The sequence below is a fragment of the Pseudomonas sp. MAG733B genome (assembly GCF_036884845.1).
Taxonomy (GTDB): Bacteria; Pseudomonadota; Gammaproteobacteria; order Pseudomonadales; family Pseudomonadaceae; genus Aquipseudomonas.
Genome location: NZ_CP145732.1, coordinates 3,258,567 through 3,274,833, shown reverse-complemented (window position 1 = coordinate 3,274,833; position 16,267 = coordinate 3,258,567). Strand labels below are relative to the sequence as shown.

The 16,267-nt window shown below is 60.5% G+C and carries 16 protein-coding genes; 2 read left to right on the top strand and 14 right to left on the bottom strand.

The genetic code is table 11. The features are described from left to right. Positions 1–38: 38 nt before the first annotated feature. Entirely contained in the window at positions 39–1,112 is a 1,074-nt protein-coding gene (locus V6Z53_RS15235; protein WP_338586374.1) for a methyl-accepting chemotaxis protein, read from the bottom strand. A 295-nt stretch (positions 1,113–1,407) separates the two neighbouring features. Here V6Z53_RS15235 and V6Z53_RS15230 point away from each other — a divergent pair, with 295 nt between their 5' ends. Continuing rightward, the gene (locus tag V6Z53_RS15230) at positions 1,408–1,923 is read left to right on the top strand and encodes a DoxX family protein (RefSeq protein WP_338586373.1); all 516 of its coding nucleotides are present in this window, start codon (positions 1,408–1,410) and stop codon (positions 1,921–1,923) included. Positions 1,924–1,984: 61 nt separating this feature from the next. On the opposite strand, the gene V6Z53_RS15225 is transcribed toward V6Z53_RS15230, so the two are convergent. From V6Z53_RS15225 to V6Z53_RS15170, 12 genes are all read right to left on the bottom strand, one after another. After that, complete coding sequence (locus V6Z53_RS15225) at positions 1,985–2,347, bottom strand: copper-binding protein (RefSeq protein ID WP_338586372.1); 363 nt, start codon at positions 2,345–2,347, stop codon at positions 1,985–1,987. After that, positions 2,344–5,502: an efflux RND transporter permease subunit gene (locus V6Z53_RS15220; protein ID WP_338586370.1), complete on the bottom strand. Its 3,159-nt coding sequence runs from the start codon at positions 5,500–5,502 to the stop codon at positions 2,344–2,346. The genes V6Z53_RS15225 and V6Z53_RS15220 overlap by 4 nt, the downstream gene beginning before the upstream one ends. After that, on the bottom strand, positions 5,499–6,722 hold the full coding sequence (locus tag V6Z53_RS15215) for an efflux RND transporter periplasmic adaptor subunit (RefSeq protein WP_338586368.1): 1,224 nt from the start codon (positions 6,720–6,722) through the stop codon (positions 5,499–5,501). The genes V6Z53_RS15220 and V6Z53_RS15215 overlap by 4 nt, the downstream gene beginning before the upstream one ends. Beyond that, a complete protein-coding gene (locus V6Z53_RS15210) occupies positions 6,719–7,975 on the bottom strand; it encodes a TolC family protein (protein ID WP_338586366.1) in 1,257 nt (418 codons plus the stop codon). Before V6Z53_RS15210 ends, V6Z53_RS15215 begins: the two co-directional genes overlap by 4 nt. A gap of 95 nt (positions 7,976–8,070) precedes the next feature. Further along, positions 8,071–8,412: a hypothetical protein gene (locus tag V6Z53_RS15205; RefSeq protein WP_338586364.1), complete on the bottom strand. Its 342-nt coding sequence runs from the start codon at positions 8,410–8,412 to the stop codon at positions 8,071–8,073. Positions 8,413–8,502: 90 nt separating this feature from the next. Further along, positions 8,503–9,477 (bottom strand): nitrilase-related carbon-nitrogen hydrolase, encoded by a 975-nt coding sequence (locus tag V6Z53_RS15200; protein ID WP_338586362.1) that lies wholly within the window; start codon positions 9,475–9,477, stop codon positions 8,503–8,505. Between the two features lie 95 nt (positions 9,478–9,572). Then, positions 9,573–10,505, bottom strand: a complete 933-nt coding sequence (locus V6Z53_RS15195) for a GlxA family transcriptional regulator (RefSeq protein ID WP_338586360.1) — start codon at positions 10,503–10,505, stop codon at positions 9,573–9,575. Positions 10,506–10,625: 120 nt separating this feature from the next. After that, positions 10,626–12,137: a glycosyltransferase family 39 protein gene (locus V6Z53_RS15190; protein ID WP_338586358.1), complete on the bottom strand. Its 1,512-nt coding sequence runs from the start codon at positions 12,135–12,137 to the stop codon at positions 10,626–10,628. Positions 12,138–12,140: 3 nt separating this feature from the next. Continuing rightward, positions 12,141–12,419: a lipid-A-disaccharide synthase N-terminal domain-containing protein gene (locus V6Z53_RS15185; protein ID WP_338586357.1), complete on the bottom strand. Its 279-nt coding sequence runs from the start codon at positions 12,417–12,419 to the stop codon at positions 12,141–12,143. Continuing rightward, positions 12,416–13,156 (bottom strand): glycosyltransferase family 2 protein, encoded by a 741-nt coding sequence (locus V6Z53_RS15180; protein ID WP_338586355.1) that lies wholly within the window; start codon positions 13,154–13,156, stop codon positions 12,416–12,418. The genes V6Z53_RS15185 and V6Z53_RS15180 overlap by 4 nt, the downstream gene beginning before the upstream one ends. 47 nt (positions 13,157–13,203) lie before the next feature. Continuing rightward, on the bottom strand, positions 13,204–14,166 hold the full coding sequence (locus V6Z53_RS15175; protein WP_338586354.1) for an NAD-dependent epimerase/dehydratase family protein: 963 nt from the start codon (positions 14,164–14,166) through the stop codon (positions 13,204–13,206). A 186-nt stretch (positions 14,167–14,352) separates the two neighbouring features. Next, entirely contained in the window at positions 14,353–14,973 is a 621-nt protein-coding gene (locus tag V6Z53_RS15170; protein ID WP_338586353.1) for a cell wall hydrolase, read from the bottom strand. A gap of 142 nt (positions 14,974–15,115) precedes the next feature. On the opposite strand from V6Z53_RS15170, the gene V6Z53_RS15165 reads away from it, so the two are divergent. Beyond that, positions 15,116–15,967, top strand: coding sequence for a CAP domain-containing protein (locus V6Z53_RS15165; protein ID WP_338586352.1), 852 nt, complete (start codon positions 15,116–15,118; stop codon positions 15,965–15,967). A 130-nt stretch (positions 15,968–16,097) separates the two neighbouring features. On the opposite strand, the gene V6Z53_RS15160 is transcribed toward V6Z53_RS15165, so the two are convergent. Then, on the bottom strand, positions 16,098–16,229 hold the full coding sequence (locus tag V6Z53_RS15160) for a DUF2474 domain-containing protein (RefSeq protein ID WP_338586350.1): 132 nt from the start codon (positions 16,227–16,229) through the stop codon (positions 16,098–16,100). Positions 16,230–16,267 lie beyond the last annotated feature (38 nt).

Below are 16,267 nucleotides of genomic sequence, written 5' to 3'. Positions count from 1 at the left end.
AGTCCGCGAGCGTCATCCGCCTCCAAGGCATCCCCGGTTCAAACCGCCGATTGCAGGCGCGAATGCAGCAGCCCCTTGACCGTGCGCATCACGGCGGCATTCGCCTCCTCCATCTGCCCGACCTGCTTCAATGCTTCTTCCAACTCACCCCGCGCATGGGCCTCCAGCGCGGCCTGACCGCTGCTGTGAACCATTTGATGAGGCACTTCCATGCGCCGGAAATCCGCGTCGCGTTGTTGGGTCTGGTTCTGCTCGCCGTAGTACCACTGGCCGAACAGGCACTCGGTTTCATCCGGCAGGATCAGCGGTGAATGCGGCTTGGGGTTGAGTAAGCGATCATAGACCGCCACCTTGAGCGTCAGCTCTTGCAGGTTGGCCAGCTCAACGTTGGACAGCAGGTGCGACTGATCGATTTCCCGCTGCATCTGCTGTGCCTCGCCGTACATGCCGGCCATGGCCTCGGCGGTTTTGTCGATCACCGCGCCAAAAGCATTGGAGACCTGGCTCTGTTGCGAAATCGCCTGTTTGGCCTGGCTGATTTCCTGCTGGATGGCCGAGGTTTCCTTGACGATTTCCCGGGTAGCCTCAGCGGTTTTTTCCGCCAGCAGCCGCACTTCACCGGCCACCACTGCGAAGCCGCGCCCGGTGTCACCGGCACGCGCCGCTTCGATGGCGGCGTTGAGCGCCAGCAAGTTGGTCTTGCGTGCGATGTCGCTGATCAGGTCGACGATGCGGTCGATCTCACTGGCGCGGCCTACCAGGTGCGTGATCACCTCTTCCAGCGCCTCCAGCCCGGCGGCCATGACCCGCGATTGCTCCTGCAAATGACTGACCTGCTCGCGATTGCTGATGGCCGAGCTGGCCACGGTTTCCGCCCGCTGATGGTTGAGCTTGAGGCGCTGGTTGAGCATCGAGAACGACTCACTGACCGGCGCCAGCGAGTTACCGCAAGTGAGAAGGTGCTGGGCCAGGCCGCGGAAAAAATCACGGTCGCGCAGCTCGGTCTTGCGTGCGGCCAGTTGGGCGTCATTCACGCTGTTGACGATCACCGGCGCCGGCGCTGGCTGCTCGATGGTGTGTTCGACGGTTTTCCTGCGCCATGTGAAATTCATTCCCGTTCCCCAGCCCCAGACGCAAATGCGCCAAAGCGCGGAAGATACGAATGAGCGAGCCCGGGTAAAAGATCCAATTCGACGAATTAACCACACACCAAACAACCTACAGGGCAACTGCGGTGGCCTCAGATCGCTACGTATCAAAGTGTGTACAGCCCTGCCCCTGACACAACCGGCCTTCAATCCCCGCCATTGGCGACACATCGCAGATACACCCGCCTGATGAAATTCACTTGTCGCTAAACGGGCACCCCGCTGCCCGACATCCCTGACTTGAAGGAGACCAACGTCCATGAGCACTTCCATTTCAACGGCCGTCAAAGGCCTGCACCTGAACCTTGACCGCGCCGGCAACTGGATCGCGCCACTGACCTTGCGGATCTTTCTCGCTTGGGAATTCTTCGAGTCAGGCCTGGAGAAATTCAACGGCGAAAACTGGTTCGCCGACATTCAGGATCGCTTCCTGTTTCCGTTCAACCACCTGCCGGCCACGTTGAACTGGGAACTGTCGATGTGGGTGGAGCTGATCTGCGCCCTCTTCATTTTGGTGGGCCTGGCCACGCGGTTTTCGGCGATCAGCCTGATCGTGGTCACCATCGTCGCCACCGCCGCCGTGCACTGGCCGGCCGACTGGTCGAGCTTGAGCGAACTGGCCCAGGGCTACTCGATCACCAACAAGGGCTACGGCAACTTCAAGCTGCCGCTGATTTACCTTGCCGCGCTGGTTCCACTGGTGTTCGCGGGACCTGGCAAATTTAGTCTTGATGCGTTGCTGGCGCGGTTCTTCTGGCGTCGCAGTCACAGCTGAAACACCTGACCGAGATGGCAAGACAACGGCGGTGCGAAGTCAATTCGCACCGCCGTTTTTTCTACTTCGCTACATCAATCGATACGATCGTCGACGCCGCTCCCTCCTGCTGAAACTTGAAGTTCACCTTATCCCCCACCTTCAACGCGGCCAACTGAGCCTCTGTTGCCCTGAACCCCATGGTCATCGGCGGCCACTGCAGCGCAGGCACGGCGCCGTGGGCGATGGTGACCTTTTGCCGGCTGCTGTCGATGGCCTTGATGGTTCCCGAAGCATCGGCCACAAGCGCCGTTGCCGATGGCTGTTCTATCGGTTTGGCGTCCATGGTCATTGCGTCCATTTTCATGCCGGGCATCTCTTCAGCCTGAGCGACGAAAGACAGTGCAATCAGGCTGCTGGTGAGTGCGATCAGAGTCAGTTTCATTGGGCGATTCCTTGGGTGTTTGAGGTGGGTGTAGAGAATTGGCGGCGGCGCATCAAGCGATACGCCGCCGGAATGACAAACAGCGAGAGCAACGGCGCGGTGATCATGCCGCCGACCATGGGCGCGGCGATGCGGCTCATGACTTCGCTACCGGTGCCGCTGCCCAGCAGAATGGGCAACAGGCCGGCAATGATCACCGCCACGGTCATGGCTTTGGGGCGAACACGCTGCACTGCGCCTTCACTAATCGCCGCCATCAGGTCGGACTCGGTGGAGTCGCCAGCCTCGATGCGCTCGGTCCAGGCGTTTTTCAGATACAACAGCATGATCACGCCAAACTCGGCGGACACCCCCGCCAGCGCAATGAAGCCGACGCCGGTAGCCACCGACAGGTTGTACCCGAGCCAGTAAAGAAACCACGCGCCTCCAGCGAGGGCGAACGGCAGCGTCGCCATGATCAGCAAGGCTTCATCAAAACGGGCGAACGTCAGGTACAGCAGCACAAAAATAATCAGCAGCGTGGCAGGCACTACCAGCTTGAGGCGCGCATTGGCCCGTTCCAGAAACTCGAACTGGCCGGAGTAACTCAGGCTCATGCCGGGTTGCAACTGGACCTGCTCGCTCACGGCCTGACGCAAGTCCGCGACCACCGACGCGATGTCCCGCCCCCGCACGTCGATGTACACCCAGCCGGACGGACGTGCATTTTCGCTCTTGAGCATCGGCGGGCCATCCGCAACCCTGACTTTCGCCACCGTACCCAGGGTGATCTGACTTCCTCGCGGGGTGTAGATCGGCAGTTGTTCCAGCCCGCCGAGCGAGTCACGCCACTCCCGCGGATAACGCACATTGATAGGGAATCGTGCGCGGCCTTCGATGGTTTCACCCACGGTTTCACCGCCGATCGCACCGGCCACGATCGACTGCACATCGGCGATGTTCAGCCCATAGCGGGCAGCGGCCTGACGGTCGATGTCCACATCGATGTAGCGCCCGCCCGTCAAGCGTTCGGCCAGTGCCGAACTCACGCCCGGTACACCTTTGGCGACGCGTTCGACGCCTTGAGTAACAGCGTCGATCTGCGCCAGATCACTTCCTGCGACCTTCACCCCAATCGGGCTTTTGATGCCCGTGGCGAGCATGTCGATGCGATTGCGGATTGGCGGAATCCAGATGTTGGTCAAGCCCGGCACGCGGACCACCCGATCCAGTTCTTCCACGAGTTTTTCCGGGGTCATTCCCGGGCGCCACAGGTCGTGGGGTTTGAATTGGATGGTGGTTTCAAACATCTCCAGCGGTGCCGGGTCGGTCGCGGTTTCGGCGCGGCCGGCCTTGCCGAACACGTGCTCGACTTCCGGCACCGTTTTGATCAGCCGGTCGGTCTGTTGCAGCAACTGCGCAGCTTTCTGTACCGACAGCCCCGGCAGCGCCGAGGGCATGTAGAGCAGATCGCCTTCGTCCAGCGGCGGCAGAAACTCACCCCCCAGCCGCGACATCGGAAAACCCGCGCTGAGAAACACCAGCAATGCTGCTAACAAGGTGATTTTCGGCCGACGCAATACCGCATCCAGCGCCGGGCGATACAGCCTGATCAAACCGCGATTCAACGGATTGCGTTGTTCATCGGGAATCCGGCCGCGAATCCAGTAGCCCATCAGCACCGGCACCAACGTCACCGACAACCCCGCCGCAGCCGCCATGGCATAGGTCTTGGTGAACGCCAGCGGACCGAACAGCCGTCCCTCCTGTGCCTCCAGGGTGAACACCGGGATGAACGACAGGGTGATGATCAACAGGCAGAAAAACAGCGCAGGCCCCACCTCGATTGCGGCATCGATCATGACTTGCCAGTGCTTCTCACCCTTTAGCACTTCGCCAGGATGCGTGGCGTGCCAGGCTTCGATTTTTTTGTGCGCGTTCTCGATCATCACTACAGCGGCATCGACCATCGCGCCAATCGCAATCGCGATCCCGCCCAGAGACATGATGTTGGCGTTGATCCCCTGATGGCGCATCACAATAAATGCGATCAAAACGCCGATCGGCAGCGAAATAATCGCCACCAGCGCCGAACGCAGGTGCCAGAGAAAGATCCCGCAGACCAGCGCAACGACGATGAACTCTTCGATCAGTTTATGGCTGAGGTTTTCCACGGCGCGATCGATCAGTTTGCTGCGATCGTACGTGGTGACGATCTCGACCCCGGCCGGCAGGCTGCTTTTGATCTCATCGAGCCGGGCCTTCACCGCTGCAATGGTTTGCCGGGCATTCTTGCCACTGCGCAGGATCACCACACCGCCAACAGCCTCGCCCTCACCGTCGAGTTCAGCGAGGCCGCGGCGCATTTCCGGTCCCTGCTGAATGGTCGCCACATCACCGAGGGTCACGGGCACATTGCCAACACCCAGCTTCAGAGGAATGGCGCGGAAATCATCAAGGGTCTTCAAGTAGCCGGAAGCGCGCACGATGTACTCTGTCTCGGCCATTTCCAGCACCGCGCCGCCGGTTTCCTGATTGGCCTTGCTGATCGCTTCAGTGATCTGAGCCTGAGTGATTCCCAGACTGGCCAGTTTCAGCGGGTCAGGCTGGACCTGATACTGCTTGACCATGCCGCCGACGGTGGCCACTTCCGCGACGTTGGGCAGGGTCTTGAGTTCGAATTTGAGAAACCAGTCCTGCAAGGCTCGCAGTTGCGCCAGGTCATGCCTTCCGCTGCGATCCACCAGCGCGTACTGGAAGATCCAGCCCACTCCCGTGGCATCCGGCCCCAGCGCCGGTTTGGCACTGGCGGGCAAGCGACTCTGGACCTGGCTCAGGTATTCCAGCACCCGCGAGCGCGCCCAATACACATCGGTGCCATCCTCGAACAGCACGTACACAAAGCTGTCGCCAAAGAAGGAATAACCGCGCACGGTTTTCGCGCCTGGCACCGACAACATGGTGGTCGCCAATGGATAGGTCACCTGGTTTTCGACAATCTGCGGTGCCTGGCCGGCATAGGGTGTGCGAATGATCACCTGCACATCCGAAAGATCCGGCAGCGCATCGACCGGCGTGCCCTGCACCGACCAAATGCCCCATGCCGTGACGAACAGCGTCGCCAGCAGCACCAGAAAGCGATTGCCCACGGACCAGCGAATCAATGCGGCAATCATGGCCGGCCTCCGGAGATTTCCAGAGGCTGGGCGACGATACCTTTGAGGCTGGCTTCAGAGTCGAGCAAGAACTGCCCGGACGTGACGACCTGCTGCCCCTCCTCCAGTCCCTTCAACACAGCGGTCCGGCCAGAGTTTTCCGCCCCGGCCTGCACCTCGACCGGACGGTAGCGCCCACCCTCTTCGGCCAACATCACCAACACCCGTTTGCCGGTGCGAATCAACGCCTCGCTCGGCACCTGCAACACGCTTTGCTCAGCACGACTCTCCAGCCGCACCTGCGCCGTAAGGCCAGGGCGCAAGCGTCCATCAGGATTAAGCAATTCAACCCGCACGCTGACCGTACGGCTGTCGGGATTGGTCTGCGGCAGAATCGCACTGATCGTGCCGTGAAGGACTGCGTCCGGCGTCGTCACGAGCCGGGCCTCGACGGTTTGCCCGAGCCGGATCGAACCGGCCACCGCTTCCGGCACCGCGACACTCAGCCAGACACTGTCGAGCCCATTGACCCGCGCCAGGGTTTCACCGGCGGCCAGGGTCATGCCGGCCCGCACATTCAACACCTGCAAGGCACCGGCAATGGGGGTGGTGATGATCTGATTGAGCTGTACTTTGCCCGTGCGTTCGACCCGGCCGATGATGGCCTCGGGCATGCCGGTCAAACGCAGGCGTTGGCGTGCCGCGTCCAGCAAACCCGCATCGCCGATGCGTTTGAGCGCCAGGAACTCCTCCTGAGCCGCCGCCCATTCAGGCACCAATATGTCCGCCAAGGGTGAACCGGCCTTGAGCACATCGTCCGGTGCACGGTCATAGACCCGTTCGACGAAACCCGCCGTGCGCGTCTGAACGAGCGCAATATCCCGCTCGTTGTAGGCCAGCAGGCCCACCGCATCGAGGCTCGAAGCCAGTGATCCCCGAGTGACCGTCGCCAGCCTGAGCCCAATGTTCTGCGTCATGCCCGGATCGATCTGAACCGAGGCAGTTTCCGCGCCCCCATCGGCGTAGCGCGGCACCAGTTCCATCTCCATGAAAGGCGATTTGCCGGGTTTGTCGAACTTCTGTTGCGGGACCATCGGGTCGTACCAGTACAACACTTTGCGTTCGTCGCTGGCCTTGACGCTTTGATCGACAGATGCCGGCGCGCGGGCGACCCAGTAACCGCCAAAGCCGCCCACTGCCAGCAAGCACACGACCGTAAGCACACGCTTGAAAATACTCATTGGCCAGCCTCCCCATAGGCGAAATACAACCGGGCGCCGGTCAGTGCTTTCTGTTCGTTGACGTCTATCTGTTTCAGGCGCGCTTCGATCCATTCGCGCCGGGCGGCGATGACCGCCGACACTTCACTTTTGCCCGCGCGGTAGCTGGCCAGGGTCAACTCGGCCTTTTCCTTGGCGAGCGGCAACAGGCTCTCTTGGGTGCGAATCACTGCCCGTTCCAGCCGCTGGTAGTCGGCCAATTGCGCTTCCAGTTGCTCGGTGTGCTCGCGCACCAACGCCTCGCGCTCGGCCTCTAATTGATTGAGCTCGGAGCGCCTGGCGGCGATCTTCGGGTTTTGCCGGGTCTCGGGGAACAACGGCAGGTCAAAGGTGAATTGCACGCTGACCATGTCGCCAAACTCACGCCCGCGTTTTTGATAATCGAGTTCCCAACTCCAATCGGATTTTTTATCGGCTTCGGCTTCACGGATCCTGGCCTGCGCTTCGCGGGTCATCGGCGCAAACGCCGCCAACTGCGGATGGTGCTCAAGTTTGTGCGCATAACCCGATGTATCGATCGGCCATTGTGGCCAGTTACCGGTGGGTTGCTCGTTGGCGACAGGACCGATCCAGCGCTTGAGCGCGGCTCGGGCCTGGGTGCGCTGAAGGATCAATTGGTCCTGTTGCTCGTCCAGTTGCGCCGCTTCCTGTTTCGGCGTGACTGCGTCGGCGGGCTGCGCACGACCGCTGGCGATCTGCGCGCGAACGGTCGCGGCCAGCAAGCTGTTCTCGCGGTAAAACTCCTGGAACAGCGCCTGTTTCAGCGCCACTGAATAGCTGCCGATCCAGGCCAGCGCCGTGGATTGCCGTACATTCAAGCGTTCGACGCGGCCTTGCGCGGCAGCCAGATCGACGGCGGCGTCGGCCACTTCGGTACGCGCCCGACGCTTGTCGCCATTGGGCATTTCCTGCATCACGCCGACCATCTGCATGGTCATGAAATCGTGATCCAGCGTTCCTCGATCAGGACCTCCCACCGGAAAGTTCTGCACGCCCAACAACAGTTTCGGATCGGGCAACTCACCGGCAGGTATCGCGGCGCTTCTGGCCGCCTCGAGTTTTTCCGCCTGGGCGGTCAATGACGGCGCACTGTCATCCGCCAGGCGCAAGGCTTCATCAAGGGTCAACGGGGCAGCAACGCACGGCAAGGCCAATACGCTCGCCGCCAGGGCAGCCATCAGCGGCCACCCCGTGCGAAAGCACGTGGAGTTCATCTCTGAAATTCCTGTAATGATCCACCGCGCGCTTTTACAAGCGCGCAGCAACGCCATTCCGCGAAGGCGGAACGGGGCTCAAAGAGGGACAGGAATCAGGTGCGAGGGGGTCGCCATACCCCGGACGGGGTCGGGACAGGCATTACATCGACAAAGAAGGTGGCGACGATCGGGCTGAACAAGGTCACGGGAGGTTTGGCGATGGAGACTTGCAACATGCCACCGGTCTTGCACTCCTGACCGGGTTTGCACGGTTTGCCGTGGTCGGACGGTGTGCTCATGTCCTGGCAGCAGTCCTCGCCCATATCACCCATCATCGACATGCCCATGGTTTTCATCGGGCACGGTTGCGCAGGTGCCTGAACGCCCGCCATTCCGCTGAGGGGAAGCGCGAGACTGATCAGGAAAATGAGGCAAAACCGCAGGTAGCGTTTCATGAAGCGAGAGTCTAGCTGTGGAAATATTAACTGACAATTACGCCTCTGAAATGGGGGCCCGATCTGACACCGGGCCCCGCCTCTTCCGTATCAGCCGTTAACTTCGTCCATCGACTCGACTGCCTTCAACTTCGGATGCGCACCACGTTCATGCACATGAGAATGCGGCGTGCGATCGATCAGCAGGCTCAGCAATTCTGGACGGCTGTAGTGACCGCGCGAATCCATCATGCGCTTGCGCTTGTCGATCAGGCCCATGTCGAGGTCGACGACCACCTCGCCTTCACCTTCGGTTAACGCGCCCAGTACCACGCCATCGGGGCTGATGATCGCGGTATAGCAACCGCCGGAGATCGGGCCGATCGGGCAACCGGTGTCGGCCATGATCTGCGCCTGTTGCTCAGGGTTGAGCCAGGCGGTGGAGTTGACCACGAAGCACGCGGCTTCCAGCGCGTGTTGGCGAATGCTGACTTCCATTTGCGAGGTGAACAGCGGACCGGCGAACGAACCCGGATACATCGAGGCGTGGATCTGTTCGCCATCGGCCATTAACGCGTAACGGGCCAGCGGGTTGTAATGCTCCCAGCACGCCAGTTGCCCGATGCGCCCTACCGCGCTGTCGGTGGCGCGCAGGCCCGAACCGTCGCCCATGCCCCAGATCATGCGTTCGTGGTAAGTCGGGGAAATCTTGCGGCGATGCTGGATCAGGGTGCCGTCGGCATCGAACAACAACTGCGCGTTGTACAGCGTGCCGCCATCGCGTTCGTTGACGCCGATGGACACGACCATGCCGGCCTGTTTGGCGGCGGCACCGATGGCATCAGTGGCGTCCGACGGCACGGTCACCGCCTGATCCAGCAACTTGTAGTGCTCGGCGCCCATTTCGAACGGCGACTGCACGAACGAGAAATACGGGTAGTACGGCACGATGGTTTCCGGAAACACGGCGAACTGCACACCTTGTTCGCCGAGTTCGAGGATCTTTTCCACGACTTTATTGACGGTGCCTTCACGGCTGTAGAGCACGGGGCTGATTTGGACGGCGGCGGCTTTTACGAAGGTCATGGCGGCGATCTCATTGAGGAAATGGGCTTCAACGAAATCAAGATTACGGCAATAATATTTAGGCTTAAATGTCGTATACACCACCTTTTAGGACATCACCCTCGATTGGCGCGCTGGATCACCTGCGGCGGCTGCCCGAATGCGCGGATAAACGCCCGGCGCATACGTTCCCGATCACCAAAACCGGTGTCGGTTGCCACCACATCGATGGAGTGACGACCGGTTTCCATCATCAACCTCGCGGACTCTACCCGCAGGCTTTCAATGGCCTTGGCCGGCGATTGACCGGTTTCGGCATGGAACACCCGACTGAACTGGCGCGGACTGAGATTCGCCGCGTTGGCCAACTCCTCCACCGACAACGCCGACTTGAGGTTTTGCTTGGCGTAGGTCAGTGCCGCCTGAATGCGGTCGGTCTTGGGTTCCAGCTCCAGCATCACCGAAAACTGCGACTGCCCTCCCGCCCGACGGTGATACACCACCAACTGTCGCGCCACCCGCCGCGCGACCTCGGCGCCCAGATCCATTTCCACCAGCGCCAGCGCAAGGTCGACACAGGCGCTCATACCGGCGGCCGTCCAGATATTGCCATCGTTGATGAAAATCCGATCCTCCTCGACCTTCACCTTTGGATAATCCCGCTGCAACGACGCGGCATGACACCAGTGAGTGGTCGCCCGTCGGCCATCGAGTAACCCGGCTTCAGCCAGGGCAATAGCGCCGGTGCAGATCGATCCCAGGCGCCGGGTGCCCTGACTGGCACCACGCAAAAACTCCACCATGCCCGCCGAGACCGGGCGGATCAGGTTGTCGCCCATGACCAGCAGCGTATCGAACGGACGCTGGTCGAACGCGGTGGTTTGCACGGCAAAACCGGCGGAAGTTTGCACCATGCCGCCGGTTTCGGAGAGCAATTCAATCGTGTACACCGGCTCGTCAGCGGCAGTGTTGGCCAGTTCAAACGTGGCGCACATGGCCAGGCCCAGGACCTGGAAACCGGGGTAAACGATGAGGCCGATGTGGTGCATGATGGTTGCAAATCCCGTAGGAGCAAGGCTTGCCCGCGATGAGGCAGGCATATTCAACATTGCTGTCGGCTGACTTTACGCCATCGCGAGCAAGCTTTGCTCCTACAGGCGGCTAAAGCGCTAAAAGCTCCATGCAAACCGGTAAACCATCGATGTCGATGCCGGATGACACAGCCCATTATCCGCATCCCCCCCAACAATCGACCACTGCGCCCGCGAGTTCTCCCCGAGTTCGCGCGCCGCCTCTGGCTTGAAACACCGACTCATCACCTCATCCGGCACCAACGCGTAATCCTTCGGATGCTCCCGCAACCATTGCGCCGCCCGCTCAACGGTGGAATCAAGCATGCCGAAATGCACGATCGGCTGCCGAGCAAATAACCAATGCCCTTCGCTCCAGTTGACCAGCACCAGATCAGCGCCGTGAGTCATGGTTTTGGCTTGCGCCATAAGCGTTTGATTGGGGTTGATACCGTCTCTGACCGGTTCGACAAAACCCCGGGCAAACCACAGCACGAACCAAGTGATGACCAGTGCAGGAAACACGCGCCGAAAACGCGGTCGCTGATGAAACCAGCGTTGCAGCAACCACGGCACCAGCGGTGCGGCCACCAGCACTAATCCTGGCAGCGCCGGGTAGATGTACAACTTGCGCTTGCCGCTGCTGATGCAGAAAAACAGCACCACCAACGCCACCCAACCGAGCAGTACCAGCACACGGCCGTCGCGTTTTTGCAGCTGTCGGCGCCAGGCCGGCACCAGCCACGGCAGCACCAGCACCAACGGCAGCCAATATTGCGGAATGACATTGGTGAAGAAGTACCAGAACGGCTCGCGATGGTGCCATGCGGCGGCATAGCGTCCGGCCGTCTGACGCAGGAGGATTTCCCGGGCATAGGCGATTTCATCTGCCGTGCCATTCAAGGCGATGGACAAGGCCAGGGGCAACAGCCAGATCGCAATGGCGGCCAGCATGACCACAAATCCGAGCAGCCACTTGCGTGTCTCGCCCGGCATCGCGACCACACCGGGCCAGCCCTTGCGCACCGCGTAGGCATACGGAATCAGCATCAACGCCGGAAGAAAACCCACGCCTTTGGTGATCACGCCGATGCCCATCGCCGCGCATCCCACATAGAACCAGCGCCAGGCCGGTCCGACCAGCAGATGACGCGCCAATCCGTAAAGGCCCAGCGTGGTGAACAGAATCAAAAAGCTGTCGATCTGCCCGGTGCGCAGGATGCTGTAGGTATGGTAAGTCGCCAGGTACAGCAGCGCTGCAATGCGGCCGATGCGTTGATTCCATAACCTGCGACCCAGGTCGTAGACCATCGCCGTGACCGTCACCGCCGAAAACAGCCCCGGAATGTAGAGCGCGATGTTGGGCCTGCCGGTCAGCCAGACGAAAAACGCCACGGTCCACATGAAGATCGGCGGCTTGTCGCCGTAGATTTCCCCGGCGCGATGCGGAATCAGCCACGAACCGTTGTGCAGCATTTCCAGCGCCACGCCGAGGAAGCGTTCTTCATCGACGTTCTGCGCCGAACGCAAGCCCAGCCCTGCGCCGATCAACAGTAAAGCAAGCAGCATCAGGCCCAGGCATTCGACCTTGGGCGACAGCGATCTGCGCATGACTTATTCCTTGAGGTCTTTGCTTTTTTTGATCAACTGCAGGTTGCGCAAATAGACGATGGAGCCAAACGCCTGCCCGGCAATGAACACCGGGTCCTGGCGGTAAATGGCGTAGGCGAACAGCAACGTGCTGCCGACAATGCTCAAGTACCAGAAGCTCACCGGAATCACGCTGCGTTTTTTGTATTCGCTGTACAGCCACTGCAAGACGAATCGACCGGTGAACGCGATCTGTCCGGCAAAACCGATCACCAGCCACAAGGCTTCGCGGGTCATGATCATCCTTCGAGCTCCTGGGCGTGGGTGTTCAGGCGCGTGCGCTTGATCAGCCACCAGACGCCGACCAGGTCGAGAATGCCCACCAACGCCCGGTCGAGGTTGCCGTACTTGGACACCCCCGCCGTGCGTGGTCGATGGTTGACCGGGTGGACGATCATTCGGCCGTTGTGGCGCTGGATCAATGCCGGAATGTAGCGGTGCATGTGGTCGAAGTACGGCAGGCGCAAGAAGGCGGCGCGCTCGATCAGTTTCAAGCCGCAGCCGGTATCCGGCGTGGCGTCCTTGAGCAAGCGGCTGCGCAGACCGTTGGCGAAACGCGAGGCCCAGCGCTTGCTCGCGGTATCGCGGCGGTTGGTGCGGTGGCCGGCCACCAATTGCACATCGGCGCTTGCGCGTTCGCTGCGCACCAGCGCCAGCATGCCGGGAATGTCCGCCGGATCGTTTTGTCCGTCGCCGTCGAGCGTGGCCAACCATTGTCCGCGGGCTTCGCGTGCCGCGTGATAGAGCGAGGTGCTCTGCCCCAGCGAACGCTCGTGATGCAGGATGCGCAAGGCAGTCAGGCCGTTGTTTCTGATCTGCCGCAACTCATGCAAGGTCGCATCGGTGCTGCCGTCGTCGACGACGATGATCTCGTAGGCCTCGTCGGCCAATGCCACGCGGATTTCCTCAAGCAATGGCTTGAGGTTGTTCGCTTCGTTTTTTGCTGGAATCAGTACCGATACAAAAATGTCCTGGCGCATGGAGTCCCCCTCGCCTTTTGGTTGTTGCGTTTTCAGAGGCGAACGCTTCATGCCTGATAAAACTGCCGATACCACTTCACAAACTCCCCGACGCCGGTTTCCACCGATACCTGCGGGCGGAAACCGACCCACGCTTGCAGTGCCGAAATATCGGCCCAGGTCTTGACCACATCGCCGTCCTGCAACGGCATGAAGTTACGCAGGGCTTGTCTGCCCAATGCCGATTCGAGGCACTCGATAAAATCCAGCAGCGCTATGGGCTCACCGCGACCGATGTTGAATAGTTGGTTGACGCCCGCGCCAGGCGCACGTGCGCGCAGGCGAGCGATGCTTTCGACGATGTCGTCGATGTAGGTGAAGTCCCGCGCCATTTCGCCCTGGTTGTAGACATCAATCGGCAGGCCTTTGAGGATGGCCTCGGTGAATTTGAACGGCGCCATGTCCGGTCGCCCCCACGGCCCGTAAACGGTAAAAAAACGCAGGCCACTGGCCTTGAGGCCGTACAGATGGCAATAACTGTGGGCCAGCAATTCATTGGCGCGCTTGGTGGCCGCGTACAGCGAAACCGGGTGATCGACAGGGTCTTCGACGCTGAACGGCATTTTGCTGTTGCTGCCGTACACCGAACTGCTGGAGGCGTAGATCAAATGCTCGGGACGATGATGCCGACAGGCTTCCAGCACATTGAGGAAACCCACCAGGTTCGATTGGCCATAGACATCCGGGTGGTCCAGCGAGTAACGCACGCCCGCCTGGGCCGCCAGATGAACTACCTCGGTAAAGCGCTGTTCGCGGAACAATTCCAGCAATGCCGGTTTATCGACGATGTCCATTTTCAGGAAGCGAAAACCCGGCAAGGACGCAAGCTCCTTGAGCCGTGCCTGCTTGAGCACGACGTCGTAGTAATCGTTGAGATTGTCGATCCCGACCACATCATGACCGTCCAGGCACAAGCGCTTGGCCGTATGAAAGCCGATGAAACCGGCGGCGCCGGTGACGAGAACCGTCACGGGGCGTTCAGCCTGGAGGACGCACCAAGAGGTGCCGTGTTGCTGTTGAAAAACCACGCCTGCTTCATGTTCTGTTTCCGCTCATGACGTTGCTGACCCTTGCTGCGTCATGAAGCTTGTAGAACAGAAATATTGCAGTTTCGGTGGTCTGGATAAATCACCCAGGATTTTCTCGCATAACAGCGACTACTTCGCATCCCCGCCTATCGGCTTGTAGAACTTGAACAAGCCGATGTTTGCCGTATTGGTGTACTCCTTGGCCCAATCCGGTTTCACCGTACGATCATGGAAATACAGCGCACCTTTCGTACGATCCGGCAATTGCTTGTTCAGCGCCTTGCGGGCAATTTCCTTGGCCATTGAATACTGCACTTCTTCCTGCACTGAGTCGGGACGACCATCGCACCACCAGGAAAACTGGCAACTCTTGGTTTCCGAACCTTGCTTGACCACACCGCAGACGGTGTCGGGAAAACCCTCGTGACCGAGACGGTTCATGACCACGTTGGCCACCGCTTCCATGTCGGCCGAATCCTTGCCTTTGGCTTCCCAGTAAATCGAACGGGCGAGGCAAGTGATGGCGTCATCCAGCGGCGCTTTGCCCGCCGGGTCCACGGCCTGGACTTCAGGTTGGGTGATGGCCTCAGACTTGAGCGCCGGTGCGGGGCTGCTGTTTTGCGCAGCCTTTTGCTCCAGCACCTCGGCTTTGTCTTCAGCGACTTTCTGTTTTTGTTCCTGGTCGGTGGCGAATGCCGGAACGGCGAGGAGTGTCAGGGCGAGGCAGGTTGCTATCCAGTTGCAGCGCATGGTCGGATAACTCAATGGGCAGTGTTGCTTCAGTGTAGTAGTGAAATGATTGCACACACGGTGCCGCGTCCCGTAAAAATGCATTGCCTTCGAGGGGGTAATTTCAAGCATCATGGGCGCAGTCAGCTCAAGGAGGATTTCCATGCATTTCCTGTCATCCACTCTGCGCCTTGCCGGGTTGTCATTGGGTTTGTCGTTCGCCGCCACCGCACTGGCCAGCGACGAGTCGCAACTGATCGAATCGATCAACGTCTACCGCAGCCAGTTGCAACGCTGCGCCGGCCAGGTCTCGTCGGAGCTGCCACCGCTGGCGGCCGACCCACGACTGGTTCTGTCCGCCGCCAGCATCGGCAATCTGCAGCAGGCCATGGCCACCGCCGGTTATCCGATGAAGAACGTGCAAGCGATCAGCCTGGCCGGACCGCGCGATGCGCCGTCGGCGATGAAAGCGATTCAGGAGAGTTTTTGCCAGATCGTGCTCGACCCGCAATTCGTCGATGTCGGCGTCAGCCGTCAGGACAACCAATGGCGCATCGTGGTGGCCCGGCCACTGCTGAGCGCACGCCTGGGCGATTGGCAGGCTGAAGGCCAGAAGCTATTGATCGAGCTGAACGCCGCACGAAGCAAACCACGCCAGTGCGGCACTCAAGCCTTCAACGCGACCACACCGCTGACCTGGAACGCCACGCTGGCGACCGCCGCCGAAACCCAGTCGCGCAGCATGGCCAACAACAACTATTTCGATCACAAGGACCGTGATGGCCGCACGCCGGGCGACCGCGCGGAGCTGGCAGGCTACGACTTCCAGCAGATCGGCGAAAACATCGCCGCCGGCCAGGACAGCGTACGCAAAGTGGTCGACGGCTGGCTGGCCAGCCCCGGCCACTGCGCGAATCTGATGAACCCGCAGTTCCGCGATTTGGGTGCGGCGTATGCGGTTGACCCGAAGAGTGATGCGGGGATTTACTGGACGGCGATGTTTGGCGCTCAGTAAAAACACAAAAACCCGGAGCCCTGTCATGGGGCTCCGGGTTGATTGCTTTTCGTAGGAGCACGGCTTGCCGGCGATGGGGCACTTGAAGTCGCTATCGCCGGCAAGCCGTGCTCCTACAGGTTCACCGTTGTCAGTGCGAACTCATCCCGGCCGCCCGCATCAACATCCGCAATGCCCCCGCCACCACACCCAACGTAACCACACTGCCCAGCCAGATCATCACCAGCCACCCAAGGCGCAATACTTCTTCGTGACAATGCACACAGGCGTTGACCTGATTCAGGTGTTTGTTCGATGACG

Excerpts from the sequence above, each read along its gene's own strand:
- V6Z53_RS15235 (WP_338586374.1), bottom strand. The coding sequence starts at position 1,112 with ATGAATTTCACATGGCGCAGGAAAACCGTCGAACACACCATCGAGCAG.
- V6Z53_RS15230 (WP_338586373.1), top strand. The coding sequence starts at position 1,408 with ATGAGCACTTCCATTTCAACGGCCGTCAAAGGCCTGCACCTGAACCTT.
- V6Z53_RS15225 (WP_338586372.1), bottom strand. The coding sequence starts at position 2,347 with ATGAAACTGACTCTGATCGCACTCACCAGCAGCCTGATTGCACTGTCT.
- V6Z53_RS15220 (WP_338586370.1), bottom strand. The coding sequence starts at position 5,502 with ATGATTGCCGCATTGATTCGCTGGTCCGTGGGCAATCGCTTTCTGGTG.
- V6Z53_RS15215 (WP_338586368.1), bottom strand. The coding sequence starts at position 6,722 with ATGAGTATTTTCAAGCGTGTGCTTACGGTCGTGTGCTTGCTGGCAGTG.
- V6Z53_RS15210 (WP_338586366.1), bottom strand. The coding sequence starts at position 7,975 with ATGAACTCCACGTGCTTTCGCACGGGGTGGCCGCTGATGGCTGCCCTG.
- V6Z53_RS15205 (WP_338586364.1), bottom strand. The coding sequence starts at position 8,412 with ATGAAACGCTACCTGCGGTTTTGCCTCATTTTCCTGATCAGTCTCGCG.
- V6Z53_RS15200 (WP_338586362.1), bottom strand. The coding sequence starts at position 9,477 with ATGACCTTCGTAAAAGCCGCCGCCGTCCAAATCAGCCCCGTGCTCTAC.
- V6Z53_RS15195 (WP_338586360.1), bottom strand. The coding sequence starts at position 10,505 with ATGCACCACATCGGCCTCATCGTTTACCCCGGTTTCCAGGTCCTGGGC.
- V6Z53_RS15190 (WP_338586358.1), bottom strand. The coding sequence starts at position 12,137 with ATGCGCAGATCGCTGTCGCCCAAGGTCGAATGCCTGGGCCTGATGCTG.
- V6Z53_RS15185 (WP_338586357.1), bottom strand. The coding sequence starts at position 12,419 with ATGATCATGACCCGCGAAGCCTTGTGGCTGGTGATCGGTTTTGCCGGA.
- V6Z53_RS15180 (WP_338586355.1), bottom strand. The coding sequence starts at position 13,156 with ATGCGCCAGGACATTTTTGTATCGGTACTGATTCCAGCAAAAAACGAA.
- V6Z53_RS15170 (WP_338586353.1), bottom strand. The coding sequence starts at position 14,973 with ATGCGCTGCAACTGGATAGCAACCTGCCTCGCCCTGACACTCCTCGCC.
- V6Z53_RS15165 (WP_338586352.1), top strand. The coding sequence starts at position 15,116 with ATGCATTTCCTGTCATCCACTCTGCGCCTTGCCGGGTTGTCATTGGGT.